The sequence below is a fragment of the Dapis brunnea BLCC-M229 genome, from assembly GCF_050015995.1.
Lineage (GTDB): Bacteria > Cyanobacteriota > Cyanobacteriia > Cyanobacteriales > Microcoleaceae > Trichodesmium.
Genome location: NZ_JBNHEP010000152.1, coordinates 24,400 through 48,992, shown reverse-complemented (window position 1 = coordinate 48,992; position 24,593 = coordinate 24,400). Strand labels below are relative to the sequence as shown.

The window sequence follows — 24,593 nt, the reverse complement described above, 5'->3', positions numbered from 1 at the left end:
TTTTCATTACCAGTGCATAATTAAGCTTTAAAATCAGCTTTCTCTAGCCATTTAAAACCTAAAAATTAGTATTCGATATGCTACTTAGAAAAGTTGTTAGTGCAATTCTCGTTGATTTGGTGAGTGCTCAAGACTTGTCCAATGAATATGCAAGTCAGATCAGTCGAAAATATAAGCAGTACAGAAATAGTAAAGAAAATATTCTCAATAACTTTGATGCACCTGCTAGTGTTTTGAAAGAAATTGATTTTGATTTGAAATTTGGTTTTACGGACTTGATCGATGCTGGTTTAGGTCTTGATGTAGAAATAACATGGGGTAATTGCCGAGATATTGCAGAGGAGTCGGTTAAAGAGGCTATTAAGCAAATGCAAAACTTTCTTAGTACAGAGGCAATTGAAGCAATAGGAAACTTGATATCACCGGCACAACCACAAGGACGAATTACCCTCTCAGCAGAAGCTCAAGAATCAGATCGGGACAAAGATAGAAGAGAGATAACAGAAAAGTGGAACAAAATTCATGACAATCTAGATAATGAGGAATATTTGGAATCTGTCACGCAAATGATAACTCAAAAGTTATTTAAGACCTGTAAAAGTATATTCTTGCGCGGACGTGAGAGCATTGACATAGAAACTGTCAAAACAATTGTTCAAGACAAACTTCAAGAAGGGGTGTTAAAACATCCAGACATTCAAGAAGCCATCCAGGACACACAGGAAAGAGCCAAAATTTATAGCAGTGAGGCCAACGTTCCTGAGTATGTTCAAGAAAGAGCCCAAGAGATATTTAGTAACACTGCAGCTCAGACAAAAGAGAGGGAAGTCAGAAAACTCATTCAAAAACTTCCAGGGATAGTTCCCCATGCTGATATTATGATAACCCCAAGCTTACTGAGAGAGTTGCCCATCGAAACCCTTTCATCTCTGACCATGACAGTTAAAATGGATAGCTATACATGGACCATAACTGAGAGGGGTGAAAGTTTACATAAAGCGAAAAATTAGGCAAAAGTTTTGTTGAAATGAACAACGGTAAACTGGGAGCTAACAAATTATGACGATTATAGATGACGATAAAATTATCGCTCTAGGAAAGCTTTTGTCACAACCTCTGATTTCAACTCTTGAGGCTGACTTTTATACCGCTCAGCGTTTTGTGGAGTTCATGACCGAATATGGGCTAGAAAAAGTTGATAATGTTCCATCAGAGGAAGGTGAAAATGCTGCCTTATCTCAATTATTATCCGGATCTAACTTATCTGGTTCATTACAGTTAAAGATGGTGACATTTTTGTATCGACAAATAGATCCTAGCGATCGACAAGAAAAGCTTTTTCGTGTTCAAGTGCCCTTGATATCATTGATTCCCCTGCCTCTTTTACAAATTGAGCGAGCCGAGTTTGATTTTAATATTCGGATTTTTTCAGAAATTAACCTAACCACCCCGATCGCCAGCGACGGTGGACTCAAAGGAGAGAGTCCTTTGAAAGAACCGTTCCTAGGATTCAAGGCTCGATTGTCCCCTATAGTTGGACGTTCAGAGAGTAGAGAAGTTGCCTCAACTGTTGATGCCAATATGAAGCTCAAAGTGCAAATGAAGCAAGCAGATTTACCAGGGGGATTAGCTTATTGGATGTCTGCATTTAATAATGCTACATCAGTCAATCAAGTAAAACTACCACAGCAAGATTCAGAAGATTCATCGTCAGAATCACCAGCAGATGAGGGTAGTGATTCTCCTGCCTCTGGCGATTCATAAGTTGCTTTAAATTTTCATCGTTTAATTTAGCAGTTTTTGTCCTACTATTATCGGTAAACTATGTCTATCAATCCTTCACAACAACGCTCTCCAGGGATTCCCTGTCCACGGTGTGGTTTTTTCATTGAAATGTCTGTCCAGAGTTTACTGTACCAAGCTTCATTTCAATGTCCAGGCTGTTTATTGACCTTAAGCATGGATCGCAATCAGTCTAGGTCTGCCTTAGAAATATTGCAAAAAGTCAATAAAGAAATGGAAAACATAGAAAAACACAAGCATTTTGATCTATAGAATTATTAAGAGAAACCTATGCAGCTCAGTAAAGTAGTCGGTGCTATCCTTAACGATTTGTCTGCGGCTCAAGACTTGGCAAATGAGTATTCAAGGCAGCTTAGCTACAAATACAAAAAAAAGCAAGTCGTGGGGGAAGATGATAGTGTCTTGAGCAATTTTCAGGTTCCGTCTGCGGTTCTAGGCGAGGTTAGTCTTGATTTGAAGTTTGTCATTAAAGAGATCGACCCTGATGGTTGCGCTCTGGATGTTAATAAGACCCAGGGCAAATGTGACGAAATAGGGCGTACAGCAGCACTTTTCTTACTTCTTGATATTGCAGATGAAGATAGGAATAGTCAGTCTAAAAAAATCGCCAAAAAACTTCTGACTCCAGAATTTGATAAGAGACTCCAGACAAGAATTTCTCAAGGTTTGTTTCGTTTATGTAACAGTTTTTTTATGTCAGGAAATAATTTAACCATACCTGATATAGAAAATACTATCGCTGAAAACATTAAAGATGAATTATTCAAGCATGAGGATATTCAAAACCAGCTTCAAATAAGGAATTTTCATGATTCCAAGGAAGTGGAAGAAGTTCAGAAAAAAAGACAAGAGCTTGAGGAACTCTGTCTAAATTGTGGACATATTATTGCTTATGAGGAAATTGATATTGAAACCATGATTCAAAAAGTTAGAGGAAGTCCGAATACCGATGTAATTGTCAATGCAGAAACCTTAAAGGAGATGCCGATAGAAGCAATCCAAAGCCTCAGAATCAGTGCCAAATATGAGCACTACCAATGGAGGATTTCTGAAGCGAGTCAAAGCTTCCATAAAACTTAAATTTTGAAGTGTAGAATGTATGTAAGTAAAATTCACGTAACGTAATAAAGAGGTATAAGCAATGACATGGACTAAGATTGGTTCTCATGGAAATATTTGTCCAACAATACCAGCAACAGGGCTACCAAATCGAAGCAAGGCTGCAAGAGTAGAAGAAATCTCTTACGATCAAAATACTATAGTTGGGGGTAGGGCAAATTATAAGATTTTGCTCGCTGAAGATCATCAATTAGGTACTATTCAAAGGAGCGACACATTTGTTTATAACGCGAAGGGGACAAGTAATACAAACGCGGATAACTCTATGACATTGAAACAAGAGGTGGGACTGCGGAAGTTGATATGTTCTAGTCAATACCCGCTAAATGGATAAGCAGTTGCCAGAGTATTTCACCGTCTCAATTTTAGCTGAAAGAGAAAAACCGAAATTACTTTTGAAAGGAGAATAAACAAATGCCAGGAATTACTTTTGCTACCCCCTCTCTCGACACATCTGCCATGCCTAAGCAGGATCAGATTGATGTCATGGTCAATCAAGCCACCGCAGCCATAGTCTGTTCCTACCTGGAACACATGAACAAGGCACTTGAAAAGGATGTAAGTAAAAGCGAAAGTGGGGTAGCCTTCATCACTCCCTCAGAATTGGCATCTCTAATCAACACAATTCAAACGGCTTTGAAGAATGTCTGAGATTGGATTTGTATTTGTGGTATCTAACAAGCGCGATCGCAAACCAAGCAGATGCCTCAGAACTGATTCTATTCATCCCAAATTCCCTTTGCCATTTCTGGAATTCCCTAAAAAAGCGATCGCTTTCTTGGTAGAATAAAATCTACTACCACTCTACCTTAACTGAATAATTAGCAAAAATAGAATCACAACTAATCAACACTGCATTTTCTATATTAGCTTGAGCAATCAGTAAACGATCAAAAGGATCTTTGTGATAAACAGACAAACTATCTAAAGCTAAAACATGAGCAACAGTAATTGGTAATATTTCGATAAAATTATTTTGTTGAATAGCAACAATTTCTCCCAAAGTTTTATTTAATGTTAGTTTGCCTAACTGGTGTTTAATTGAAATTTCCCAGAGACTAACCACACTCAATAACCTCAAATTATTCTTATCTGTTAATAACTCTAATGCAGGTTGAGAAAGTTTTGATGGCTCACTATCCCACCAAATAAAAGTATGTGTATCTAACAGTAATTTCATGGATTTTGCAACCAAAATTCATCTGGTAAAGGTTGATCGAAATCATCACTCATTACCATAGCACCTAAATTTAATCCAGGTTGAGGTGTTTTTTCTAATTTCAATCTAGTTTCAGCGACTGGATTAATTATAGTCAATCTAGCAACCGGAATATTATCATCAGTAATGACTATTTCTTGCTCATCTTGAATCGAATAGAGTAATTCAGTAATACTCATTGGTAGTTGTTTCAGGTCAAATGTTTTGTTTGACATAGCTTTGTATCTAAAAGTGATATCTTCTAAATTATAGCCTCGAAAGTTCGGTTAATGTAACACTAACCCAGCCTAATGTATTTAACTTTAATTTAAACAACAGCAAACTCAGTTAACTTACGAGTTTCAGGATCGTGGAAAGCTAAAACAATATCCTCTTTCGGTACATTTTCCCTTAATAATTCATTAGCAATTCCATCCTCTGTCCAATCTTCCTCAATATAAATCTTCTCATTTTTAATCCGAATATAAACAGAAATTGCTTGAATTCGTCTATCATTTTTCCAGCCAATATTAAACCAAAGATATTGACTTCTTTGGTCATCAAACATTAATACCTCATCTATATCAGGATCGGGAATCTGTGCTGATATTCTTTGATAATTAGTTAGGATTTGTTTGATTATATTTTGATAATGAATTAGCTTATCCATTTAAGAATTTCCTCTTTTTTAATGTCAATCACTAATAGTAAAACTTGATATTTTTGGAGAATTAATTGAATTGCAGCTTGTGCAAAAAACTTTTCATAAATTTTGTGACCAACTGCTAAATAAACTTTATAACTCGGATGGGTAAGAGAAAGAAATGTTTGATAAATTAAATATTGTCCTAATGCTGTTTCAAATTCACGCATCGGAGAACGACTCAGGAAACTTTTGATTTCAATCACAATTTGTTGCCCTTCTCTTGTTGCAGAAATTGTTTTTTCACCAGCTAGATCGGCAAATAACTTAACTTCCTCATATTTAATAGGATAAGGGTCAAAAGTAATCATCCAACCATCTTTAATTAAAGCATTTTTGACAGCTTGATGATAAGTATCTTTTGCTGGCATTATTTCCTTTCAAGATTAACATCAATAATCATACCTCGTTTTAGTTTCATGTTTCTCTAAAATCTGCACAAGCAGTCTCAGTTAATTCTTGTAATTCGGCATCTTCTTCGTATATTTCTGCATATAATTGTGCTGACTCTTCTAAATCTTGACCTTCTAATTCTGACTGTAACTTCTGCAAAGCAACCCTAATCATTTCTCCTTGATCTTTAAAGCCATAGTTTTTATGATGGAGAAGAAAATGGAGTTGAGCTTCTTCAATATTTAACGTTAGTTTTTGGTTCATTTTTCTAGCTAGAATATATAGCACATATTTTTTATTCTAAAATAAAACTTTAATTTAAACAACAGCAAACTCTGTTAATTTACGAGTTTCTTGATAGTGGAAAGTGACACGCCTAAAATGTTGCAATAGTAGGGGCGGGTTCCGCGTTAAATTAATGAGTTTTCACCTGAAATTAGATAAACCCGCCCCTCCATCTTGGTGAGGTATACCCATAGCTGGCAAGATGCCCGCACTACAAATATTTAATTGTTAATACCTGTACTTCATATACTTGGAATCTGCTGTATAATGCACTATTTTAACTGTGTCAGTCTAGTAGAGTCTTTTATATTTCATTAACGCACCACAATATTTTGATGCGTTACGAATCACCCTTTTTCCTGCGAAATGCTCCGTAAATATATGGCACAGTAATTATATCTGTGCTAATTTTTTTTACAACCATTAAAGTAAACATGATATAAGTGATAAAATGTTTGTAGTAGGGCTTCAGTCCGATATATCTTAGAGGTTGTTTGAGAAGTCATTTATCCCCCTAAACCTCCCTTAATAAGGGGGACTTTATGTTGTATTTCCCCCTTTTTAAGCTATGCTTTATAAACATCTTTTTTAACATAAAACTTAACAAATTCAGTCAGTTATGATTAAGTCTTGAATCAGCTTTTTTCTCAGAAATAGTGTATTGAATTAGACATTTTTTTGAGAAATGCAGACAAGATTCTTACTCCCCCCTCCTCCCCCTCTTCCCCCTCTCCCCACCCTCCAACAAAGTTTTCAGGAGTTCCTTATAAGGGATAGCTTTTCAAGGGGGGCTAGGGGGGATCTAAATCAAAATTCATACTTTTTAAACATCCTCTTATTGCTCAAGCCTTACTACGAGCTTTAATTCTAACTATTCACCCTAACTACCGCATCATAATCATTCTGCGCTCTATTTTCATAATTAACCCTCGCTTCTGCCTCTTTATCTCCATAGAAAAAATTCAAAAGTGCAAACCTTAAACCAGATGTCACCGGAGTAGCTTCGTGCATCAAAGAAGAAGAAAAAATCACCGCACTACCAGTATCAGGTTTATAGAAATGAGGTCCGTATTCGGGAAATCTTAAAAACCCTCCCTCATATTCGCCTACATTCAAATTTAATGTCATTGCAAATATTCGATGTATCGTACCTGGCGTGGTATTATCTCGGTGTGCATTAAAAAAGCCACCAAGACTTCCATCATAACAAGCTATTCTATACCTTTCTTGTCTAGTAACATTAAAATTAAAAGCTTTTTTAATCTCCGGAAATACCCTTGACTTCATCATTTTATTTAAACTGGCAATAATTTCCTCATCTTTCACAAAATGGTCTCTTCTAATCTTATGAGTGTGGTCGATATATCCCACAGTTTTCTCACCTTTTTTACGCACAAAACCTGATTCATCATTACCTTTTGTACGCCAAATATCAATCAAATAATTACAATATTCTAGAGAAAAAACATTAGGAATTAACAGTACCGGAGCCTGCACCTGAATATGACGCGGTTCCTCTTGAGGCAGTATATTTTTAATGTCTTTTAAAATTTCTTCAATACTACTTGATAAATACTTGAGAGGATAAATTTTTACTATTCTTTGGTTAGGATCGAGCAAAAAAGCTACCCGGCTATATTGCATATTTTTCTGGTCATTATCTCCTGGAAAACAAACACCATATTTACGACTGATATTATTATTAGAATCTGACAGCAATGGAAAAGGAATATTATATTCTTCAGCAAATTTTTGATGAACTTTCACTGAGTCAGAGCTAATTATATAAACTTGTAAATCAAATTTATTAAAAGTAGGTATTAAGTCTCGAAATGCAAAAGCTATATCTTGACAAGCAGGAATTTCATTAGAGGCATAAAAAATTAGAATTGCTGGCTTACCAGCTTCATCTCTGAAATATAATAATTCCTCCGACTGGTCTGGTAAAGCAAAAGGAATAGCATGGTCTCCTAAAATTAAGGTTTTTGTGGATTTAATCATCTAATAATTGTAATTTTATTTAACTATTGAGTCTATTCTAAATTTAGATACACAATATGTATAAGTATTCACAGAATCTTTATCAAACAATTTATACACTAAATATTCATAAAATATCGGAACATTAAATAATTTGTTACAAATCCCGATCTATTGTTATTTTGGTGTTGGTTAATCTAGCTATGAAATAATAGTTCTGGTGTTATAAGAAACCGGGTTTGTTGGAGACAGATATCAGCATCAGCATCTAATACCAACTCAGTTTCTACAATGCCAGAAAAATCATAGCCACCCATTACCAACACTGTTATTTTTTCCTATTAGTGAGAAAAATTATGGCAATTTCATTTTATAGTACTCTTAGTAGATACGGTTGTTTTTCCAATTGTTCCGCTGACGGTTTTGAATTAGACGGTTATTGGTGGACAACCAGCGAACATTATTTTCAAGCCCAAAAATTTCCTGATACTCCTGATGCTGAGGAAATTCGTCTAGCAGCAACGCCAGGAGAAGCAGCAAATCTAGGCAATGATCGCAACCGACCATTACGTTCAGATTGGGAAGAGGTCAAATATGAAATTATGCTCACAGCAGTATTCAACAAATTTGCTGCTAATTCTGAAATCCAAGAAATATTGCTATCTACTGGGGATGAAGAAATTGTTTATAAATCTCCAGTAGATTTGTATTGGGGTCGGAGAAAAGACGGTAGTGGAGAAAATAAATTAGGCAAAATTTTAATGGAAGTGCGAGATATGTTGAGACAGCAAAATTAATAGACATCTGGTGAACAAGATATTTTTACGAAAAAGATTGAAAAATACTCCAACACACCCCATCTCGCCATCTCCTCCTAGCGCGTCTAGCTTTAAAAGGTGGGTAAATTTGAGTCAATGAAGACCTCTCCCCCAACCCCTCTCCTGCTCCGGGAGAAATACTCCCCCTTTCAAAGCTATCCCTTATAAGGAACTCCTGAAAACCTTGTAGGGAGGGTAGTCCGTGTGGTCCGTGTGGTCCGTAAGAATTTTGTCTAAAGTTCTCAAAAAAATGTACTTTTCAATACACTTTTTTCAGGAAAAAGCCTCTCAAAAGCTTATACATAACTTGTCTATGTTGTCAAATTTTATGTTAAGAAAGATCTTTATAAAGCATAGCTTTCAAAGGGGGGTAAGAGGGGATAGTTGTGGGGTTGGGGGGTTAGGTTTTTTTACCCACAATTTTAGTCTAGATATCCTACTACTCCCTACTCCCTATTTAAAAAAAATTAGAGACGCGATCGCCAACGTCTCTAAAATTCCTATTTATCCTGACTCCCTACTCCCTAATTATCTAATTATTCTGTGAAACAGATGCCTCTTCTACATAAGTCTCATCCTTGACATTCTGATTTTTATCGGAATAACCTTGATTACGAGACTTCTTAGGTGGCTGCTTTTTCAGCCTTGGTTTGGGAGTTTCAAATATAGGCGCTTCTTCCTCCTGAGCATAATCAGGTCCCATCCAAGCAGGACGAGTTTCATCATAAGCTATCTGTAAAGCAGCAGCAGCAACTGCATGGGGATCGTATTCTTCACCTAACTGAGAAATTAAGGGCAAGAAAGAAGCCATCCGCTCCCCACTCAGAGCATCTCGCACCTTATCCTGTAATTTCTGTAACTGCCTGGCTTCAATTTGAGAGCGCTTAGGAATTGAACGAGTATCCAAACGTTGACGCAAATGACGTTCTATCAACCGCAACTTCCGTTTATCTACAGGGTTAATCAACGAAATTGCTGTTCCTTCGCGACCTGCACGACCTGTACGACCAATGCGGTGAACGTAACTATCTACACTATCAGGCAAATCGTAGTTAATCACATGAGTTAAATGATCCACATCTAAACCACGAGCTGCAATATCAGTTGCCACAACCCAACGTACTTGTTGATTCCGGAAGCGACTTAACAACCGTTCCCGTTGAGATTGGTTTAAGTTGCCGTGATACTCATCAACACTGTGACCTGCTGATTGTAATTGATTTGTCAGTTCCGCTGCAGCTTGCCTTGTGCGCACAAATATCAAAGCTGCTTCTGGGTCTTCTAATTCTAGAATTGGCTGTAGAGCTTTTCCTTTAGACCAACCACGAGGTACTATGTACGCGGTTTGAGTAATGCGCTTCGGAGTAGTTTTTTGTTGGGCTACTTTAACTGTTACTGGCGATCGCAAATACTTATTCACCAGTTTCCGGATTGAATAATCCATAGTAGCAGAAAAGAAAGCTGTTTGACGTTCAAGAGGTGCAGCGTCCAGAATTTTTTCCACATCTTGAATAAAACCCATGCTCAACATTTCATCAGCTTCGTCTAAAACCATCATTTTCAAATGATCTAGTTTCAAACTATTCCGATTAAGCATATCTATAATTCGCCCTGGTGTTCCCACTACAATATGAACACCCTTTTGCAAACGCTGAATCTGACGTTCAATAGACTGACCGCCATAAACAGTTAAAACAAATAATCGCCGTTTACTCGGAATTTTGCTATCCAAACCAGTAAATTGACGAATCGCTTCTGTAACTTGCAGTGCCAACTCACGAGTGGGAGTTAAAATTAACGCTTGAACTGCGTTTGTATTTAGATCGATCCGCTCCAATATGGGTAAAGAAAACGCTGCTGTTTTACCTGTTCCTGTTTGAGCTTGACCTACAATATCCGTTCCTGCCAGCAAATGTGGTATTGCTTGAGCTTGAATCGGAGTAGGTTCGGTAAAACCAATTGTTTCCAGATGATTTGCACGCTCCTCTGAAATTCCTAAATTTGCAAACGATAAATCCATTAATTCTCCTATGTAAACTATTTACATCTGGTTCCTTTCTCACCCAACTTGGAGGCGGATTTATGGTCAACCATAGCTGCTCATAAGCCCTCACTAGCCACAAATTTCCAGCTTATTTGCTGTAGTTATAGCTAGCTTATTGGTAGGGCAGTATGCCTTTGCCACTCACAATTTACACTCAACTGATAGCACTAGAGTTGACTGCTAAGAGTTAAGCGATGTCTGTATTTTCCCAACGGTTAAGGTTTAACCTGAAGATATAACGACAGATTTACATCCTCCCAACACTGCCCTGAGACCACAGTAGGGGATTCCTAAACCCTGCTACACACCGCTGCGCTTTTCATGTCGGCGACAGCCGAAAAACACAATTTAGGTTTCTGTTTCTTAAGACCTACCTTTCAAGTTAGGGGCAATTTCTGAATTACCACTACTCTCTTTTGGTGTTACGGTCGCTCCACAGTACATCGCCAATCTGAAGGCTTCCTTAGTCAGCCCTAGCCCAGCGGCCAAATTGCTTTTACAATTTTTTAGATCTATATTTGTAAGTAGTCAGTATGGCCCAGCATTTATACCGACATTCCCTATACAGGAGAACGTGGGTCTTCTGCCGAGATTTTGATAAAGGCCAAATGCCCTGTTCCTTTTCTCCCTAGTTGGGTACATTAAGGCAGGTTGGAGCCTCTGTTTAAAAGTAATAAGCTGTTGTGCATCTTTACAGTTGCCCATTGAATACAGTAAAGGAAAATTACCTTTATCTCTTTGCTTAACCGCGTCTTCGCACTTCAGCATTAGTCTCAACAAGCAGTTTAGATAATCTACAGTTTGTTACTCTCAGTGGCCCCTGTTAAACTTCATAATCATTTACATAATAACAAATGACTTAACATTTAGTGTATTTTTTACACATTTTCCTCAACTCAGCTCTTTTTTTAGATACTAGATTTTCTGATAATTTTTTACTACATCATTTTTTGGATCGAGAGTCTTTAACGAACTCAGTAGGGGCGAATGGCCATTAGCCCTGACAGAAGTCAGAAGTTGTTTTTGTAACGGGGATTAGAGCAACAATAATTAGGGCGATAAACCCGGTTTCTTGTTTGGATGCGTAAGTCCTGAAAGTTTTACCCCACTTCAGAATTATTGCCGATTAGCCAAAAAATCTAATCTACATAACCATACAAATCGTAAATATCTGCATCTGTAATTTTTACTGGAACAATAGTCCCTAATCTGGCCTCCCCTTGAGCATAAACAAGTCCATCTACTTCTGGAGAAAACCTGGCCGATCTACCAATTAACTCTCCTGTTTGGGGATTTTCTTGTTCAATTAGCACATCAACCACTTGCCCCACTGATGTTTGATTCTGTTGCCAAGATATGGACTGCTGCACTTCCATAATTTCTTTCTGGCGGGCATCCATCACTGCTTGGGGTAACTGATTGGGCAAATTATAAGCAGGGGTTCCCTCTTCTGCAGAGAAAGTAAACACCCCAACATGATCGAATTCGTGACGCTTGACAAATTTCACTAAATGTGCATGATGCTCTTCTGTTTCACCAGGGAAGCCGACTATAAAAGTTGTCCGCAACACGGCGTTGGGCATAGTTGCTTTAATTCTCTCGATTATATCATCATTAACCTGACCTTGCCAAGGTCTATTCATGGCCCTAAGAATTTCGGGATGAGAATGTTGTAGAGGTAAGTCGAGATAAGGTAAAACGTTGGGAGTTTCTTGGATGGCGGTTATGACTTTGGGTGTTAAACCAGTGGGATAGGCGTAGTGCATTCTAATCCAGGGTATATCAATTTGTCCCAAGGCGCGGAGCAATTCGGCCAGTTTTGGTTGGCCGTAAATATCGACTCCATAGTTAGTGGTTATTTGGGAGATAAGGATGATTTCTTTAACGCCCTGGTAGGCCAATTGTTGGACTTCAGCGACAATAGATTCTATGGTACGCGATCGCTGATTTCCCCGCAGATGAGGAATGATACAGAAAGCACAACGATAGTCGCATCCTTCGGCAATTCTTACATAAGCAACGCCTTCGGATGTTGTACGGTAACGGGGGGTGGTTTCGTCAGCGATGTAAGTTGGTTCGGGAGTAACTTCTTTGACGCGATCGCCTTTTTCTACCCGTTGCATCACATCTACTATTTTATGATAATCACCAGTACCTACCAATGCTACTGCTTCTGGCAACTCAGCGAGTAATTCTTCTTGGAAATGTTGTGCCATGCAACCCGCGATGACTATTTTTTTATTAGCTTCAGCTAATTCTACCAAAGTACGGACAGACTCTTCTCTAGCAGCTTGAATAAAACTACAGGTGTTAACAACCACATAATCTGCTAATTCTTCGTTAGCATCTACTTGATAACCTGCTTGTGCGAGTAAACCGATGATATGTTCGGTATCAATGCGGTTTTTTTCGCATCCCAGGTGACTAAATGCAATGGTGGGTTTTGTAGACATTTTATTTATGGATTTTTATCAGCAACAGCCTTTTAGTGTAGCATATTTCCTGACCAAAGAAATAAGGTTAATAGCCTCTTCTTTAAATTTTCAGGGGATAAAAAAAGAAAATTCTGTATTTATTGCTTCCTTATTGCTGGAGGTATTGTTAACGAAGTTACGACCCAGGAGTCTAACTGATAAATGAAATGACTCCCAACACCATAAATTTTGCGGTCTACTCAAATTAAACCCTCTTTCAAAGTAGATTACAGCAGTTTCGGAGTTAGTGAAGTAGAAAGTTTGATCGCTTTAGTAAATAGGGAAGAGAGATTACTCTTCAACTGTACCTCACCATCCGCGCAAAGTGCTATAAGTTCAATAGACCTATCCGGAAAAGAGGGAGTAGGGAGTAGGCGGAAAAATTTGATGATTTATACCCGATAATCGATTTGATTTTTGATTATCGCAGATGTCTAATAGCCAATCGGAAAGGTGAGATCAAATTATCAGTTAATGTTGCTGCCGATCTTGAAACTGCAGAGTTGAGAATAATAGAATTTTGGCGTTAGTAAATCAAGAGATGAAACTTTAAGAGTAATCTGTTTCTGATACCTCTAATATCATGTCCGGTTGAAGACTTACACTTTGGAGGAAGGAAGGCAGCTATGCTGAAGGAAATATTGGTTTAAAGGGAGAAGGTTTTTTGGTCGCGTAAGCGGAACGGAGTTCTATCGCTGATTATCCGGACATGATATAAATATCTAACTAGAATAAGTGATGGGTATCACCTCTAATAGAAAATCATCTTAACCAATTACCAACGCCGAATTTCTACTGCATCATCCCTAATGTAGTATTCTATACATAGGTCATTCCAAATCCGGTTATTAAAATGCTCTTTTAAAAATCCTCTTGAATCCTCTCCATATCTCGTCTATACCCCATCTCATCGTCTGCACAAAAGGATCTCTATAAATCTGATTTAGTATCAGACAGAGGCTACTCCCTCAGAAAATTAATCATACTCACTCACAACCGATGAAAACTTGCTTATGTAAAGAAACGATGAAGAAAAAAATCATTATTGCCAGTTTCTTAAAGATTCAGTAAAGATTCAGTCAAGATAATTGACATCAGATAAATGTATTAAGTACAGTTGTACATGAATAAAATAAAACAAAACCAAATAGCTAAATAAACACTACGGAGTAAAGAATTATGATTAATAGACTATTATCCACTACTGCGATTGCTACTGTGATTGGTATTAGCTTGTTAGCACCTGAAAGTGCTAAAGCTAGCACTCTGCAACTACTAGACAATCTTTCATATGATGGCAGCACGAAGACCTTTACTGGTGATGCTGGTTCCTACCAAACAAGATATGATGTCCAGCCAGGCGTTTATGGTGCTGAAGTAAGAAGTGGTAAAAATAATCCTAATCAGGACTGGCAATTGGGTGTAGGAACACAAACAAGTGTTAATGGTAGTTTCAATAAAAAAATAGGTTTAGAATGGTTAGATGATAATGATGAGTATAATTTTTATGATTTCTCAATCAACTGGGAAGTTGGTTCCAAAGTAACTGCAAACATTGGTGGTGAAGAAGTTTCCTACGAAGCTGATTGGGAGATGGGCAATGCTATTCAATTTTTGGTGAAGCGACAGTCATACCTCTTCATAGAAGAAGTTGATGGTGTCGCTTTCAACTACGAAGTTGACCAGTTAGAGGAAAACACAGGTCGTTGGACAAACGTTTTCGTTACAGGGGATAGTTTAGAAGATGGTTGGCAGATGACAGGTAGAATTGCAATGACACCAAATGGCGGATCTTCTGAGCACGAGGTTATCGTTAAGATGGGAGACTTCACAGGGGTAGAAGCAAAATCTGTACCCGAGCCTTCAATAATCTTCGGTTCTCTTGTAGCCCTAGCATTTGGGTTTAAGCTGCGCAAAGTTCATTAAAAAGCCTAGAAAGTTTTCATAATCAATGATTATTTGATATAAATAGTATTTGAGCAGAGTTTACCTAATGTGTAGAAGGTAATAGGTTTGAAATTGTAGGTAAAGCTGTCAGTAATCTACAACCTAAAACCTACTACCTGAAAATTTTTTTAACAAGAAAATCTTGTTACCTGGCGATCGCCTTGTGCTAATAAACTGATGATATGTTCGGTATCGATGCGGTTTTTTTCGCATACCAGGATACTATAGCAGGGAACAGGGAACAGGGAACAATTGGAAAAACATTTCCTAGTCTAAGATTCATCATCAGTCTATGTCCTAACCAATTCTTTCTTAGCTATAAATTAGTTATGTATTTTTATAAGCAACAGTCTTTGAATATAGCATATTTATTAGGGTTTGGCTTATTGCAAATTATCAAAAATAATGCTATTTAAAAGAAAGCTATAAGTTGATATCCTCTGACTTTTTGATTTTGACTTTTAACTTCGGTGACACGGTATTACTTGCATTGACTAAATAAAGCTATAAGTTGATATCCTCTGACTTTTTGATTTTGACTTTTAACTTCAGTGACACGGTGTTACTTGCATTGACTAAATAGAGATTTATCTGTTCATTTTTTCTAAACTAAGAGAAGTTTATTTCCTGTCAATAATTTTAGTTATAACTGTTTCAATTTTCTTTTTTATTTCTGTAAGTTGCTGTTTTTTTTCGGCGATGATCTTTTTCTGTGACTCTAATTGTTCCTGAGTTTCTTGGTGAGCTTTGTCTTCTTGTTCTAGGAGATTTTCGTAAAGAAATATTGCCTGCTCAATCACTTTACTTGCTGATTTAAACTGACTGTAGAAAACTTCAGCAATATTTTCACAAATCCGATTAAATATTTCCGCAGTAGATTTATCAAACTTCTGAAAACAGGCATCATAAACTTGCTGTTTAATTTTTATTTCTGGATTCTCATCATCAGGACTCATGCCAAAAAATGAGCTAATCAAAACCACAGCACCTCCAGTTAAAAGTATGGGTAAAAATCCTACTCCTGTAAACATAAATAAAGCACCTGCAGTTAAACCACCTAATGTTAAATTTTCCCATAAACCACCTCTTTTATTATCATCATAATTTTCTCCTAACTTAGTTATTGAAGAGATATCTAATCCATCTGCTTTAATATTTTCAATTGCCAAATCAAATTGCTCATTCAAGTTAGAATTTATTTGACAATCTACTGCCTGTAAATCCATTCTAATAACTTCTAGATTTTGGCATACTTCCTTGGTTAAAATTTGTAAATTATTCACCACAATTTCTTTAACTTCCCGATTACTCCAGTTTTCTAATTCAGTTGCCAGAGAATTTGCAAATCCTTCCGCATAATCTTTGAGAACTTTTTCCTTATCCCAGAGAAGAGAATGTTCTGAACACCATTCATAACTTTTTTTCTCTAGGCGATCGCCTAATCCTTCTACCCATTTATTCCAAGCCTCAGTAGCTTGTTTAATACTCTTATTTTTTAATTTTTCAGTAGTTGATAAAATTTTCACATCTCGCCCACTAGCATCCTCTATTTTTTTCAATACTTCTACTTTTGCCTCTACAGACAAATACACCTTACCATCTAAAACTTTTTCGGCTTGCTCTAATGCTTTTATTCCTTCAGAAATCAAAGCATTAATCTTAGTGAAAATTTGCTGAATTTCTACAGCACCCCGCTCAATAGTAAGAAACTTTTCTATCGAGTGCGTGAAATTATTAAAGTAGGTCAAATATTCATTTTCTTCACATTCTAAAATTCCATCTAAAGCAGCTTGAGCAGAAATAAAATGTAAACGACTCCCATCAGCAATAATCGGTTTTTCACCCAACAGAAAATTTTCTAATCTATTTCTAATTTGCTGGCGAATCTTTTCACTTCTGACTAGATCGATAAAATTCACTAACACAAATAAATTATCCGCAGGCAAATCAATTTTATTTCCATTTAACTGCAACTTCAAACTTTGAATTAACTCTCGTTCCCCTTGATTTAGTGGACGAGAAGCATTAGTTAGGAAAATTACTGCATCTGTATTTTCTAATAATTTTTGAGTAATAGCAGTCCGGTCTGGATGTTCATTTAAACCAGGAGAGTCAAGAATTTCTACCCCACTTTGAAATAATTCTAAATCTGGATGTTCAAAAATTATTTCCTCTAGCTCTGAGTGGGCTAATTCCTCACTCATATTTCCTAAAGCTGCTGTTTCTGAAATACTGGCTTTTGACTGATATTCTCTCAAAGGAATTTCTGCTTCCTTCCCATCTTTATAATGACAAACAACCCGTTTTTTCTCCCCATATTTTAAAACTGTAACCGTGCCACTACAAGGAATTTCTCTTACTGGTTGAATTTCCTCCCCAAATAAAGCATTTAATAAAGTTGATTTACCTTGACTAAATTCTCCGAGCGCTGCAACTCGGAATTTTTGGGATTGTATTTTTTCTAAGATTTTATCTAGTTCAGATATTAATGTATTAGGCAGTAAATCTCGTTCACTTGATTCGGCAAATATTTTATATGTTTGGTGGCAAATATTCTCTAGTTCCTGTCTATATTTTTGAAACTCTTTTAAATCTTTATAAACAACAGTTTGTTTGAGCTTATTTGTTTTGTTTTGTTTTTGCTTGTAACTGGGCAAAAGTGAATTTAGCATTTCACTAGCAGCTTTAACAAAAATATTATCTAACTGATGGAAACGCGCCGGATTAAGTAAATATTTCACTTCATCGATAGATTTTTTATCGAGATTGTCTTGATGAATAAATCCTGCCTCTAAAAGTTGTAAACGTTGGGGTCTAACACCTAATTTTTTTCCCACAATTTCTAGATATTTTTTCTCGCGTACATCCATATCTCCATCCGCAGCAGACATTTCATAACCAAAGCTAATTAGTAACAATTTTTCTGGAGTAGAAAGAGGATAAATTAATGTCAAGATTGTCTCAATTTTTTTGTAAAGCTGCTGCTGAGATACTCCATGAATCATTAATTTAGTTAATTCCAAGACATTGCCTTTAGGAGGGATAAATTTATGGATGGTTATTTTCAGTCTAGCTTTTTCTTCTTCTACTACTTTTCCATCTGCATAGATAACACCTATTAGTATGATTACTAGATTTGCTAAAAACAATACTGGTGGCGTAATATCATTTTTCGTCAAATTTTTTCCAGTAATAAGGGAGAGCAATTCTACTGATTCGGTGCTAATTTTGGCAATATCCATGGGTCTGTAGATGCGATAGTTTAGTGGTGTTTTTTAATTATACCTAAGTATCAGTTATGGGAAAGTAAAAAAATCTACAATTAACAGCTAGAATGATAAAAATCTTAATTTGTCGATAAAAAACTATACTAAATGACTTATATAGTAATATGACTTAAGTTGTGAGATATTGCATACTTTTGGGGAACAGGGAAGAAGAAAAAAATGTATCTTATTCATAAGATAAGTGCTATATTCTGTACTTTTAAAAAATACCTCAATTTTCACATCTAATTTATGATTGCTATATAACAGAAAAAGCCATAAAAAATTTAGGCGTATGAATAATTGTAAGCAGCTTTTATCAGAGAATAAAATCTGAATATAGCTGGAATTAAATTTGAGATAAGGTACAGTAGATAAGTTATATCATTTCGAGTTGAACAGTTATAAATAAACAATTAAATAGAAGTCTGGAGTCTAGAGGGAATACAGAGTAAAGATAGAGATATAGGAAGTCAAAAATTATCCAATTTTATTTATGACTAATTAAGCAGATACCATATTACTTATACCAATTAACTTTAAAGATGTCACAAATAGTTTCAAACTTTAAATGTCAAATAATTGCCTCAAACCTTTCTATTTTCAAAGTTTTTAGCCTATCTAATCTAACTTCATAATTCAGAATTATGAATTCTGTGAAATGGTATTAGTAAAATAGATTCTGGTTAATGCAACGGTTAGTTTGATTGATAATTATGCTAATTTTGAGGTGCGAAAATTCGGAGCGATCACTCTGTTTTAAAATCTAAGAATTTAACGACAATTAGTAAACTCAAAGCACGCTTTTCTCGTCAAACTCTAAATATTGGTGTGGTTGGTAAACCAAGACAAGGCAAAAGCAAATTTTTACAGACTTTAACCGGATTAAGTCGCAATGAAATTCCTGATGGTAGCGGACAACATTGTACGGGAGTTATGAGTATTATTTATCATCAATTAGAAGCATAATTAACGACAGGAAAAGTCTACCCTCACTCTCCACAAAGTTTACTCGAAGAAGTTATTAAGCTTTACTATGAAGACTTATCATTAGGAACAACACCAGAAAATTTTGACGATTTTATTAACAAAGGTTTACCTCCATTACCAAACAATGTTGCTAGTAAAGTAGACCAAGCAAAATATGAATATTTGAAGCCTTATAGAGAACATCATCCTAAATACAAAGGTTTGTTAGAGTGCAAACCAATTTTTTCCTGGGGAATGGAAAAAATTAGAGAATATGTTGCCCAAGATGATGTTAAAGGTAAACAAGTTTATTACAATTATTTAGCTGTCAAAAAAGTAGAAATTGAATCTCAGTTTCCCCACTCAGATATTGGTCAAATAGCAGTAGTAGATTTGCCTGGTTTAGGTGATACAGGGGTAGGAGATGTAGAGCGAATGATTAAAGTTTTGAGTGAAGATGTAGACTTTGCTTTATTTATGCGAAAACCTAACCCTGGAGGAGATTATTGGGATAAAGATTCTGATGTAGGTCTCTGTTAGACCATAAATATGCCCTAACTTTTGAAAATAAGTTGATTTAGTTAAGTAAAAATTTGCAAGTTGAGTTAGAAAAAGCCAGTTCTGCTCTACAACAATATGCTGGAGATAAAAGACTTTTTCAGAAGTCGTTTAAGCAATTTTGGGATAGATTAACTAATACTTTACAGCCATATTTAGAAACTATTGAGTTGGCAAGCGATAAAACAGATGAGACTTTCCGAAAAGAAGTCAATGAAGTTATAGAAAATTGCCAGAAACTGCCATCTATCCCTAAGTCTGTAGAGCAAATCAAAAAAGATAGAAATAGATTGGGTTCATATACGGAAGCTTACAGTCGTTATCTACATATTGTCAGAACAGATTTATCCAAACAATTCTTATTTATAGATGGAAAAATTCAAGATTCTTTGGATGCGGTTAAATCAGAAATAGCTTGGTTATTAACTGATTGTCAGAACAGATTTATCCAAACAATTCTTATTTATAGATGGAAAAATTCAAGATTCTTTGGATGCGGTTAAATCAGAAATAGCTTGGTTATTAACTGATGAAGTGCAACTAGGGGGATTAACTGATGTGCGAGAAATTGACTTTCTAAAATCGATGGCAGAACATATTCCAGGGGATTTAATTAATCTCAAGTTAGGGTTTCAAACTATTTCCGCTTTTATAGAAAAATAGCTCCAGAAAAAAATTACCAAGCTTGTTAATAAAAATGGTGATGCTAAAACTAAGCACAGAAGAATCAAAAAAATATTGGGATTATCTATATACCAATTAAGTATAGAAGGTATTATTGCTAAAACAAGACTCCAACTCGACGAAACAACGGCTCTAAACCAACTCATATATTCGACCTTTCTTGCTGCAAGTATAATATCTGAGCTGATAATTTAGCGACCTTTTCCTCAAGCTCTAAAGAATTACTTTCCAGATGAGAAAATTCCTCCAACTTTTCCCTGAGTAAAGTAATATCTTGAGATAATTTATGAACGTCTACTTGTTGATATTCAATATCTACTACCATCTGAACAATTTCTTCAGTTTCCTGTTTCGTATCTGCTACAAATTGTTCGATACAGAAACGCCAGAAGAACAATTCTATGAAGAGTTAAAACCAAAATTTCATCTCCTATGCTTGCACGACCAAATAGAATTTTTAATCAAACCAGAATTAAGGAAACAATTTGAGTCTTATATCAGTCAAAGAACTATTAACACAAATTACAAAACCCTGGAATTATCTAATAACCGCCTCAAATATGACCACTGATAACTGATAACTGATAACTGATAACTGATAACTGAAATGACCATTGCCAATCTTTATTATTATTTTAAAATTCGAGACAAATTCGCCACAGAAGTATTAGAAAATACAGTAACAGCATAGACATATTTCTCGAAATTATCAGCTAAAATAAAAAGCAGAATTTAGGAGATAAATATCATGTCTGACCTCGACCGTGGAATAATGAAATTTAAGGGAGCAGATACTCCCAGCGCGATCGCTATTTCTGCGATTCTTATCTTAGGTGGTATAGTCTTTCTCCTTTTGTGGGGACTTAGTACCGCTTATACAGTTGGTTAATTAATACTAATCAAAACTTTCTAGAGACGTTCCACAGGAACGCCTCTAACTATTCCCAGGATACAATAGTTGTCGGTTTATTAAAAAATTTCCAATTAAAATCTAATCATTATACAGAATTATTAATCTTCCACTTCCTCAGTGAGAAAATTAAATTTCCATACCAATTCACTTTCAAGATGTCACAAATACTTTCAAACTTTGGATGTGAAATAATTCCCGGAAATTACTGTAACGTCAAAGTTTTTAGTCTATAAAATCCTGATGCATGACTTTTGACTTTTGGATGGGTGACTTCTGTGAAAAAGAATAGCATTCTACTGTTTCAGCAGAGCCAAATTCAATGGAATATAAAGAACTTCGGAAAAATACGTTACACTTTATATCCTTTCTCATAAAATCCTGTTATAAATAAGGGCAAGAATCTTAATATCATAACCATTACTAAAATTTGGTTTATTGAGAGATTCTATCAACCTCGATCATTAGATCGTCAGATTAGTTCAATAAAAGTAATAATACCAACCTAGTTTGGAGCTATATTTTAGATATGAGCGCAGAAAACAAAATAGATAACCAACAAGTTTTAGGTCCTACAATTTTAGCAGGGTGTATGGGCTTTATGATTATTTGCGCTTGGGCTTTTGCTGGTCCTAACGCTTTTAAACGCCCCACTATTGATGTTCAATTAACTGAAAATGTAGATTCGGAAAATGCAGATTCTCAAACAGAAGAAATTCAAGTAACAGAAACGCTAGAAACTGAGACAACTACAACTAATACTGAACCAGACTCTTCAACTACAACCACAGAAACAGAAGACACGGAGACAATAATTGGTGCAACGACAGATCAAAAGTCAGAGGTAAATACAGAAATAACGACCTCTAGCGAACAACCCACTACTGATACAACAGAAACAACGACCTCTAGCGAACAACCCACTACTGATACAACAGAAACAACAACCTCTAGCGAACAACCCACTACTGATACAACAGAAACTACTACTAACACCGAAACTATACAATCAACTGCTACATTACAACCTGAACCTGAGACTCCCACTACTACAACAGACATAACGACAACATCTCAGTCACAAGGAAAATCTTTGACTCAACCAAAAACTCTAGGTCAAGTCAAATTTGGTTTTAATGAAGTTGAATTACCTTTCACAGCAGAGCAAACTATAAATAGTCTCATCTCAGAAATTAAGGAATACGATCCTAATAAAGTTGCCATTAAAGTTGAAGGTCATACATCTAGGGTTGGTGATGCTCAGTTAAATCAACTAATTTCCCAAGACCGAGCAAATGCGGTGGTTGAATATTTAAAAGGGCAGAATTTACCTTATCAGGTTGTTGGCGAAGGAGTAGGTTATTCTCAACCACTTCCTAATACCGATCCCGCTGCTGATGTAAACCAGCGCACAGTAATTATTTTGACACCTGCTAATTAGGTGAAAAAACAGAGGGTGGGAAGTGTGGGGAGTGTGGGGAGTAAGAAACTCCCAAAAAGTTGATTCAACACTTACTTTCCCCTTTCCCTATATTTCCTCTCTCTAAGACTGTTTTCATTTATTCAGCAAACCCTAATTAATTTTGTAATTTCCTGATCAAATTAATATTAATTCTTGACCAAGAAATAAGGTTTTAAGCTTCTACCCTTTCCAGGGGATAAAAAAGAAAATTCCGGATTTAAAGCCTCCGGTTTCAACTGTCTGTACTGATAACTGATAACTGAAATGACTCTTATTTTGAGGCTGGCAGATTCCAAGTTTTATGGTTTCATGCCAGTTTTTGTCTGTTGAAATTATATGAAATACAAAGCTAAATGCTAGTTGCTAGATACACAGGTAGATAAAATTAAATGACTCGCAAAAAACCTTTTTCTCCAGAAGAGTTCAAATTTTTATATTCTCAAGTTCCCAGACTTGTTGTAGAAGTAGTTGTGAAAATTGAAGCAGGTGTGGTACTAACTCTTAGAAAAGATGCTGCTTGGAATAATCTATGGCATATTCCTGGAGGTACAGTTTTTTATCAAGAATATATTGAGGATGCTATTCAGAGAATTGCTGAAGAAGAGTTGAGTATTACAGTTACAAAACAAAAGTTATTAGGATATTTAGAATATCCTAGTGAAGTAAAACAACGGGGTTTTGGTTGGTCGGTGGGGTTAGTATTTTTATGTACTGCAAATTCTTCCCTTCCTTCAGAAAATCAAGAAGGAGAAAAAATTCAAGTATTTGATTATATTCCCGAAAATATTGTTGAAGAACACAAAAAGATATTGAATCAGCTTTTCTAATTTAGTTGTGCAAGTCCCGCTGTTATAGCAGTTTTCATTAATATAAAATACATAGATTTCAGGAACAGGTACTAATGCAACTCAGGCTTTTACACAGGTAATTAATCAATTATTAGACATTGGTAAACAATGTAAAGCATAAATCCATTAAATATATGCCACAAGAAATGAGTGCCGATAGGAAATATCGCACAAATATATTGGTCTATTGTTCGGAAAAATAGAGCTATTAAAAATATACCTACTCCTGCTAAAAGTAAAAATTTACTTTGCTTTTGTGCTTGAAAATGATAAATTCCTAATCCTAATAATTTGCTTTTGTGCTTGAAAATGATAAATTCCTAATCCTAATAAATAAATCAAAGCTGGTGCATAACTAAAAGAACCATTCAGTACTTTTAGTGGCAGAGTTGCTAAACTAGAAATTACCAAAACTATAATTAAAATCATAGATATTATAGATTCTAATTTCATCACCCTACGGTTATAAACCCACAAATAAAATATTTGAAACATAGTTATAGGTATGACATCCATTAACAATGCCCAACCTGTAGCATAAGTGTGAAATAAACTACTACCAATACCAATAGCTACCATTAAATAAATTAACAGTTTGACATCTAAAAATTTCACATTTAAACTCTGTGCTAAACGCCAACTTGACCATGCTGCAATAAAAAAAGCGAAGTTGCTAATAGCATTTATTGGTTCATCCCATAAACCAGGTTGTACACGTTCACAATAAATATCAATCATAATTATTTCAATTGTTTTACAGAGTACGTAGGGAAGTTGTATGCAATATCCGTACAGAGTAGTAATTCGGGTAAATAGAAAAAAAGAAAAACAACTGTATCTCAGTAACTTGAGAAATTCTATACTTATAATTCTTAACTGAGATTTATCTAGTAAATAAAGCTACCCAACATAACAAAAGTCTCAAACTTAAATATATCTAGCTTTTCAGCACAGAAAACCCAATTAGAGATAACTTTTCACCTTTGACTTTTGACTTTTGACTTTTGACTTGAGCTATACCCTCTCTCTGCCTTCTGCTATAAACTTACTGTGGCGATCGCAACTGCTTAACTATAACGATCTAGTTTTATCATCCAAAATCTAAATAGGGAAATTTCCCATCTTATATTAC

General features: G+C 35.7%; 28 protein-coding genes. 16 read left to right on the top strand and 12 right to left on the bottom strand.

What is annotated here, in order from left to right; all coding sequences use genetic code 11:
- The first annotated feature begins 77 nt into the window (after window positions 1-77).
- The 7 genes from ACP6PM_RS18020 (at window position 78) to ACP6PM_RS17990 (ending at window position 3,712) form a co-directional block, all read left to right on the top strand.
- Window positions 78-1,010, top strand: a complete 933-nt coding sequence (locus ACP6PM_RS18020; protein WP_426586989.1) for a hypothetical protein — start codon at window positions 78-80, stop codon at window positions 1,008-1,010.
- A 49-nt stretch (window positions 1,011-1,059) separates the two neighbouring features.
- Window positions 1,060-1,764, top strand: coding sequence for a DUF2589 domain-containing protein (locus ACP6PM_RS18015; RefSeq protein WP_426586988.1), 705 nt, complete (start codon window positions 1,060-1,062; stop codon window positions 1,762-1,764).
- A gap of 60 nt (window positions 1,765-1,824) precedes the next feature.
- Window positions 1,825-2,055: a hypothetical protein gene (locus ACP6PM_RS18010; RefSeq protein WP_426586986.1), complete on the top strand. Its 231-nt coding sequence runs from the start codon at window positions 1,825-1,827 to the stop codon at window positions 2,053-2,055.
- Window positions 2,056-2,073: 18 nt separating this feature from the next.
- On the top strand, window positions 2,074-2,883 hold the full coding sequence (locus ACP6PM_RS18005; RefSeq protein WP_426586984.1) for a hypothetical protein: 810 nt from the start codon (window positions 2,074-2,076) through the stop codon (window positions 2,881-2,883).
- A gap of 61 nt (window positions 2,884-2,944) precedes the next feature.
- Window positions 2,945-3,256: a hypothetical protein gene (locus ACP6PM_RS18000; RefSeq protein WP_426586983.1), complete on the top strand. Its 312-nt coding sequence runs from the start codon at window positions 2,945-2,947 to the stop codon at window positions 3,254-3,256.
- Window positions 3,257-3,336: 80 nt separating this feature from the next.
- Window positions 3,337-3,573 (top strand): hypothetical protein, encoded by a 237-nt coding sequence (locus ACP6PM_RS17995; RefSeq protein ID WP_426586981.1) that lies wholly within the window; start codon window positions 3,337-3,339, stop codon window positions 3,571-3,573.
- Window positions 3,566-3,712: a hypothetical protein gene (locus tag ACP6PM_RS17990; protein ID WP_426586979.1), complete on the top strand. Its 147-nt coding sequence runs from the start codon at window positions 3,566-3,568 to the stop codon at window positions 3,710-3,712. Before ACP6PM_RS17995 ends, ACP6PM_RS17990 begins: the two co-directional genes overlap by 8 nt.
- A 6-nt stretch (window positions 3,713-3,718) precedes the next feature.
- On the opposite strand, the gene ACP6PM_RS17985 is transcribed toward ACP6PM_RS17990, so the two are convergent.
- From ACP6PM_RS17985 to ACP6PM_RS17955, 7 genes are all read right to left on the bottom strand, one after another.
- The gene (locus ACP6PM_RS17985; RefSeq protein WP_426586977.1) at window positions 3,719-4,102 is read right to left on the bottom strand and encodes a type II toxin-antitoxin system VapC family toxin; all 384 of its coding nucleotides are present in this window, start codon (window positions 4,100-4,102) and stop codon (window positions 3,719-3,721) included.
- A complete protein-coding gene (locus tag ACP6PM_RS17980; protein ID WP_426586975.1) occupies window positions 4,099-4,356 on the bottom strand; it encodes a type II toxin-antitoxin system Phd/YefM family antitoxin in 258 nt (85 codons plus the stop codon). The genes ACP6PM_RS17985 and ACP6PM_RS17980 overlap by 4 nt, the downstream gene beginning before the upstream one ends.
- A gap of 92 nt (window positions 4,357-4,448) precedes the next feature.
- Complete coding sequence (locus ACP6PM_RS17975; RefSeq protein WP_426586973.1) at window positions 4,449-4,790, bottom strand: XisI protein; 342 nt, start codon at window positions 4,788-4,790, stop codon at window positions 4,449-4,451.
- Window positions 4,778-5,194, bottom strand: coding sequence for a XisH family protein (locus ACP6PM_RS17970; RefSeq protein ID WP_426586971.1), 417 nt, complete (start codon window positions 5,192-5,194; stop codon window positions 4,778-4,780). The genes ACP6PM_RS17975 and ACP6PM_RS17970 overlap by 13 nt, the downstream gene beginning before the upstream one ends.
- 46 nt (window positions 5,195-5,240) lie before the next feature.
- Entirely contained in the window at window positions 5,241-5,480 is a 240-nt protein-coding gene (locus ACP6PM_RS17965) for a hypothetical protein (RefSeq protein ID WP_426586970.1), read from the bottom strand.
- Window positions 5,481-6,368: 888 nt separating this feature from the next.
- Window positions 6,369-7,502 carry a redoxin domain-containing protein gene (locus ACP6PM_RS17960; RefSeq protein WP_426586968.1) on the bottom strand — a complete coding sequence of 378 codons (1,134 nt, stop codon included), beginning with the start codon at window positions 7,500-7,502 and terminating at the stop codon, window positions 6,369-6,371.
- A gap of 176 nt (window positions 7,503-7,678) precedes the next feature.
- Complete coding sequence (locus ACP6PM_RS17955; RefSeq protein ID WP_426586959.1) at window positions 7,679-7,807, bottom strand: hypothetical protein; 129 nt, start codon at window positions 7,805-7,807, stop codon at window positions 7,679-7,681.
- Window positions 7,808-7,837: 30 nt separating this feature from the next.
- Here ACP6PM_RS17955 and ACP6PM_RS17950 point away from each other — a divergent pair, with 30 nt between their 5' ends.
- A complete protein-coding gene (locus ACP6PM_RS17950) occupies window positions 7,838-8,278 on the top strand; it encodes an NADAR family protein (protein ID WP_426586957.1) in 441 nt (146 codons plus the stop codon).
- A gap of 553 nt (window positions 8,279-8,831) precedes the next feature.
- Here ACP6PM_RS17950 and ACP6PM_RS17945 read toward each other — a convergent pair.
- Together ACP6PM_RS17945 and rimO are read right to left on the bottom strand one after the other, a co-directional pair.
- Entirely contained in the window at window positions 8,832-10,319 is a 1,488-nt protein-coding gene (locus ACP6PM_RS17945) for a DEAD/DEAH box helicase (RefSeq protein WP_426586955.1), read from the bottom strand.
- 1,163 nt (window positions 10,320-11,482) lie between these two features.
- Window positions 11,483-12,796 (bottom strand): 30S ribosomal protein S12 methylthiotransferase RimO, encoded by a 1,314-nt coding sequence (rimO, locus tag ACP6PM_RS17940; RefSeq protein ID WP_426586953.1) that lies wholly within the window; start codon window positions 12,794-12,796, stop codon window positions 11,483-11,485.
- A gap of 1,200 nt (window positions 12,797-13,996) precedes the next feature.
- On the opposite strand from rimO, the gene ACP6PM_RS17935 reads away from it, so the two are divergent.
- Window positions 13,997-14,743 (top strand): hypothetical protein, encoded by a 747-nt coding sequence (locus ACP6PM_RS17935; RefSeq protein WP_426586951.1) that lies wholly within the window; start codon window positions 13,997-13,999, stop codon window positions 14,741-14,743.
- 641 nt (window positions 14,744-15,384) lie between these two features.
- Here the strand turns inward: ACP6PM_RS17935 and ACP6PM_RS17930 are convergent.
- The gene (locus tag ACP6PM_RS17930; RefSeq protein WP_426586949.1) at window positions 15,385-18,006 is read right to left on the bottom strand and encodes a dynamin family protein; all 2,622 of its coding nucleotides are present in this window, start codon (window positions 18,004-18,006) and stop codon (window positions 15,385-15,387) included.
- 855 nt (window positions 18,007-18,861) lie between these two features.
- Between ACP6PM_RS17930 and ACP6PM_RS17925 the strand changes: the two genes are divergently transcribed.
- From ACP6PM_RS17925 to ACP6PM_RS17910, 4 genes are all read left to right on the top strand, one after another.
- A complete protein-coding gene (locus ACP6PM_RS17925; RefSeq protein WP_426586947.1) occupies window positions 18,862-18,999 on the top strand; it encodes a hypothetical protein in 138 nt (45 codons plus the stop codon).
- Between the two features lie 183 nt (window positions 19,000-19,182).
- Window positions 19,183-19,539: a hypothetical protein gene (locus ACP6PM_RS17920; RefSeq protein WP_426586946.1), complete on the top strand. Its 357-nt coding sequence runs from the start codon at window positions 19,183-19,185 to the stop codon at window positions 19,537-19,539.
- Between the two features lie 53 nt (window positions 19,540-19,592).
- Window positions 19,593-20,060 (top strand): hypothetical protein, encoded by a 468-nt coding sequence (locus ACP6PM_RS17915; protein WP_426586945.1) that lies wholly within the window; start codon window positions 19,593-19,595, stop codon window positions 20,058-20,060.
- Window positions 20,047-20,220: a hypothetical protein gene (locus tag ACP6PM_RS17910; protein WP_426586943.1), complete on the top strand. Its 174-nt coding sequence runs from the start codon at window positions 20,047-20,049 to the stop codon at window positions 20,218-20,220. The genes ACP6PM_RS17915 and ACP6PM_RS17910 overlap by 14 nt, the downstream gene beginning before the upstream one ends.
- 163 nt (window positions 20,221-20,383) lie before the next feature.
- Here the strand turns inward: ACP6PM_RS17910 and ACP6PM_RS17905 are convergent, their stop codons facing one another.
- Complete coding sequence (locus tag ACP6PM_RS17905) at window positions 20,384-20,638, bottom strand: hypothetical protein (protein ID WP_426586941.1); 255 nt, start codon at window positions 20,636-20,638, stop codon at window positions 20,384-20,386.
- 351 nt (window positions 20,639-20,989) lie between these two features.
- Here ACP6PM_RS17905 and ACP6PM_RS17900 point away from each other — a divergent pair, with 351 nt between their 5' ends.
- From ACP6PM_RS17900 to ACP6PM_RS17890, 3 genes are all read left to right on the top strand, one after another.
- Window positions 20,990-21,130 carry a hypothetical protein gene (locus ACP6PM_RS17900; protein WP_426586939.1) on the top strand — a complete coding sequence of 47 codons (141 nt, stop codon included), beginning with the start codon at window positions 20,990-20,992 and terminating at the stop codon, window positions 21,128-21,130.
- Between the two features lie 550 nt (window positions 21,131-21,680).
- Window positions 21,681-22,592 (top strand): OmpA family protein, encoded by a 912-nt coding sequence (locus tag ACP6PM_RS17895; protein WP_426586937.1) that lies wholly within the window; start codon window positions 21,681-21,683, stop codon window positions 22,590-22,592.
- Between the two features lie 410 nt (window positions 22,593-23,002).
- Window positions 23,003-23,440, top strand: coding sequence for an NUDIX hydrolase (locus ACP6PM_RS17890; RefSeq protein WP_426586935.1), 438 nt, complete (start codon window positions 23,003-23,005; stop codon window positions 23,438-23,440).
- 264 nt (window positions 23,441-23,704) lie between these two features.
- Here the strand turns inward: ACP6PM_RS17890 and ACP6PM_RS17885 are convergent, their stop codons facing one another.
- Window positions 23,705-24,199, bottom strand: a complete 495-nt coding sequence (locus ACP6PM_RS17885; RefSeq protein ID WP_426586933.1) for a ceramidase domain-containing protein — start codon at window positions 24,197-24,199, stop codon at window positions 23,705-23,707.
- Window positions 24,200-24,593: the final 394 nt, after the last annotated feature.

Coding starts and splice junctions, on each gene's coding strand:
- ACP6PM_RS18005 (WP_426586984.1), top strand. CDS start 2,074: ATGCAGCTCAGTAAAGTAGTCGGTGCTATCCTTAACGATTTGTCTGCG.
- rimO (WP_426586953.1), bottom strand. CDS start 12,796: ATGTCTACAAAACCCACCATTGCATTTAGTCACCTGGGATGCGAAAAA.
- ACP6PM_RS17930 (WP_426586949.1), bottom strand. CDS start 18,006: ATGGATATTGCCAAAATTAGCACCGAATCAGTAGAATTGCTCTCCCTT.
- ACP6PM_RS17895 (WP_426586937.1), top strand. CDS start 21,681: ATGAGCGCAGAAAACAAAATAGATAACCAACAAGTTTTAGGTCCTACA.
- ACP6PM_RS17935 (WP_426586951.1), top strand. CDS start 13,997: ATGATTAATAGACTATTATCCACTACTGCGATTGCTACTGTGATTGGT.
- ACP6PM_RS18000 (WP_426586983.1), top strand. CDS start 2,945: ATGACATGGACTAAGATTGGTTCTCATGGAAATATTTGTCCAACAATA.
- ACP6PM_RS17960 (WP_426586968.1), bottom strand. CDS start 7,502: ATGATTAAATCCACAAAAACCTTAATTTTAGGAGACCATGCTATTCCT.
- ACP6PM_RS17890 (WP_426586935.1), top strand. CDS start 23,003: ATGACTCGCAAAAAACCTTTTTCTCCAGAAGAGTTCAAATTTTTATAT.
- ACP6PM_RS17970 (WP_426586971.1), bottom strand. CDS start 5,194: ATGCCAGCAAAAGATACTTATCATCAAGCTGTCAAAAATGCTTTAATT.
- ACP6PM_RS17995 (WP_426586981.1), top strand. CDS start 3,337: ATGCCAGGAATTACTTTTGCTACCCCCTCTCTCGACACATCTGCCATG.
- ACP6PM_RS17885 (WP_426586933.1), bottom strand. CDS start 24,199: ATGATTGATATTTATTGTGAACGTGTACAACCTGGTTTATGGGATGAA.
- ACP6PM_RS17985 (WP_426586977.1), bottom strand. CDS start 4,102: ATGAAATTACTGTTAGATACACATACTTTTATTTGGTGGGATAGTGAG.
- ACP6PM_RS17900 (WP_426586939.1), top strand. CDS start 20,990: ATGTCTGACCTCGACCGTGGAATAATGAAATTTAAGGGAGCAGATACT.
- ACP6PM_RS17975 (WP_426586973.1), bottom strand. CDS start 4,790: ATGGATAAGCTAATTCATTATCAAAATATAATCAAACAAATCCTAACT.
- ACP6PM_RS18010 (WP_426586986.1), top strand. CDS start 1,825: ATGTCTATCAATCCTTCACAACAACGCTCTCCAGGGATTCCCTGTCCA.
- ACP6PM_RS17990 (WP_426586979.1), top strand. CDS start 3,566: ATGTCTGAGATTGGATTTGTATTTGTGGTATCTAACAAGCGCGATCGC.
- ACP6PM_RS17965 (WP_426586970.1), bottom strand. CDS start 5,480: ATGAACCAAAAACTAACGTTAAATATTGAAGAAGCTCAACTCCATTTT.
- ACP6PM_RS17980 (WP_426586975.1), bottom strand. CDS start 4,356: ATGTCAAACAAAACATTTGACCTGAAACAACTACCAATGAGTATTACT.
- ACP6PM_RS18015 (WP_426586988.1), top strand. CDS start 1,060: ATGACGATTATAGATGACGATAAAATTATCGCTCTAGGAAAGCTTTTG.
- ACP6PM_RS17950 (WP_426586957.1), top strand. CDS start 7,838: ATGGCAATTTCATTTTATAGTACTCTTAGTAGATACGGTTGTTTTTCC.
- ACP6PM_RS17945 (WP_426586955.1), bottom strand. CDS start 10,319: ATGGATTTATCGTTTGCAAATTTAGGAATTTCAGAGGAGCGTGCAAAT.
- ACP6PM_RS18020 (WP_426586989.1), top strand. CDS start 78: ATGCTACTTAGAAAAGTTGTTAGTGCAATTCTCGTTGATTTGGTGAGT.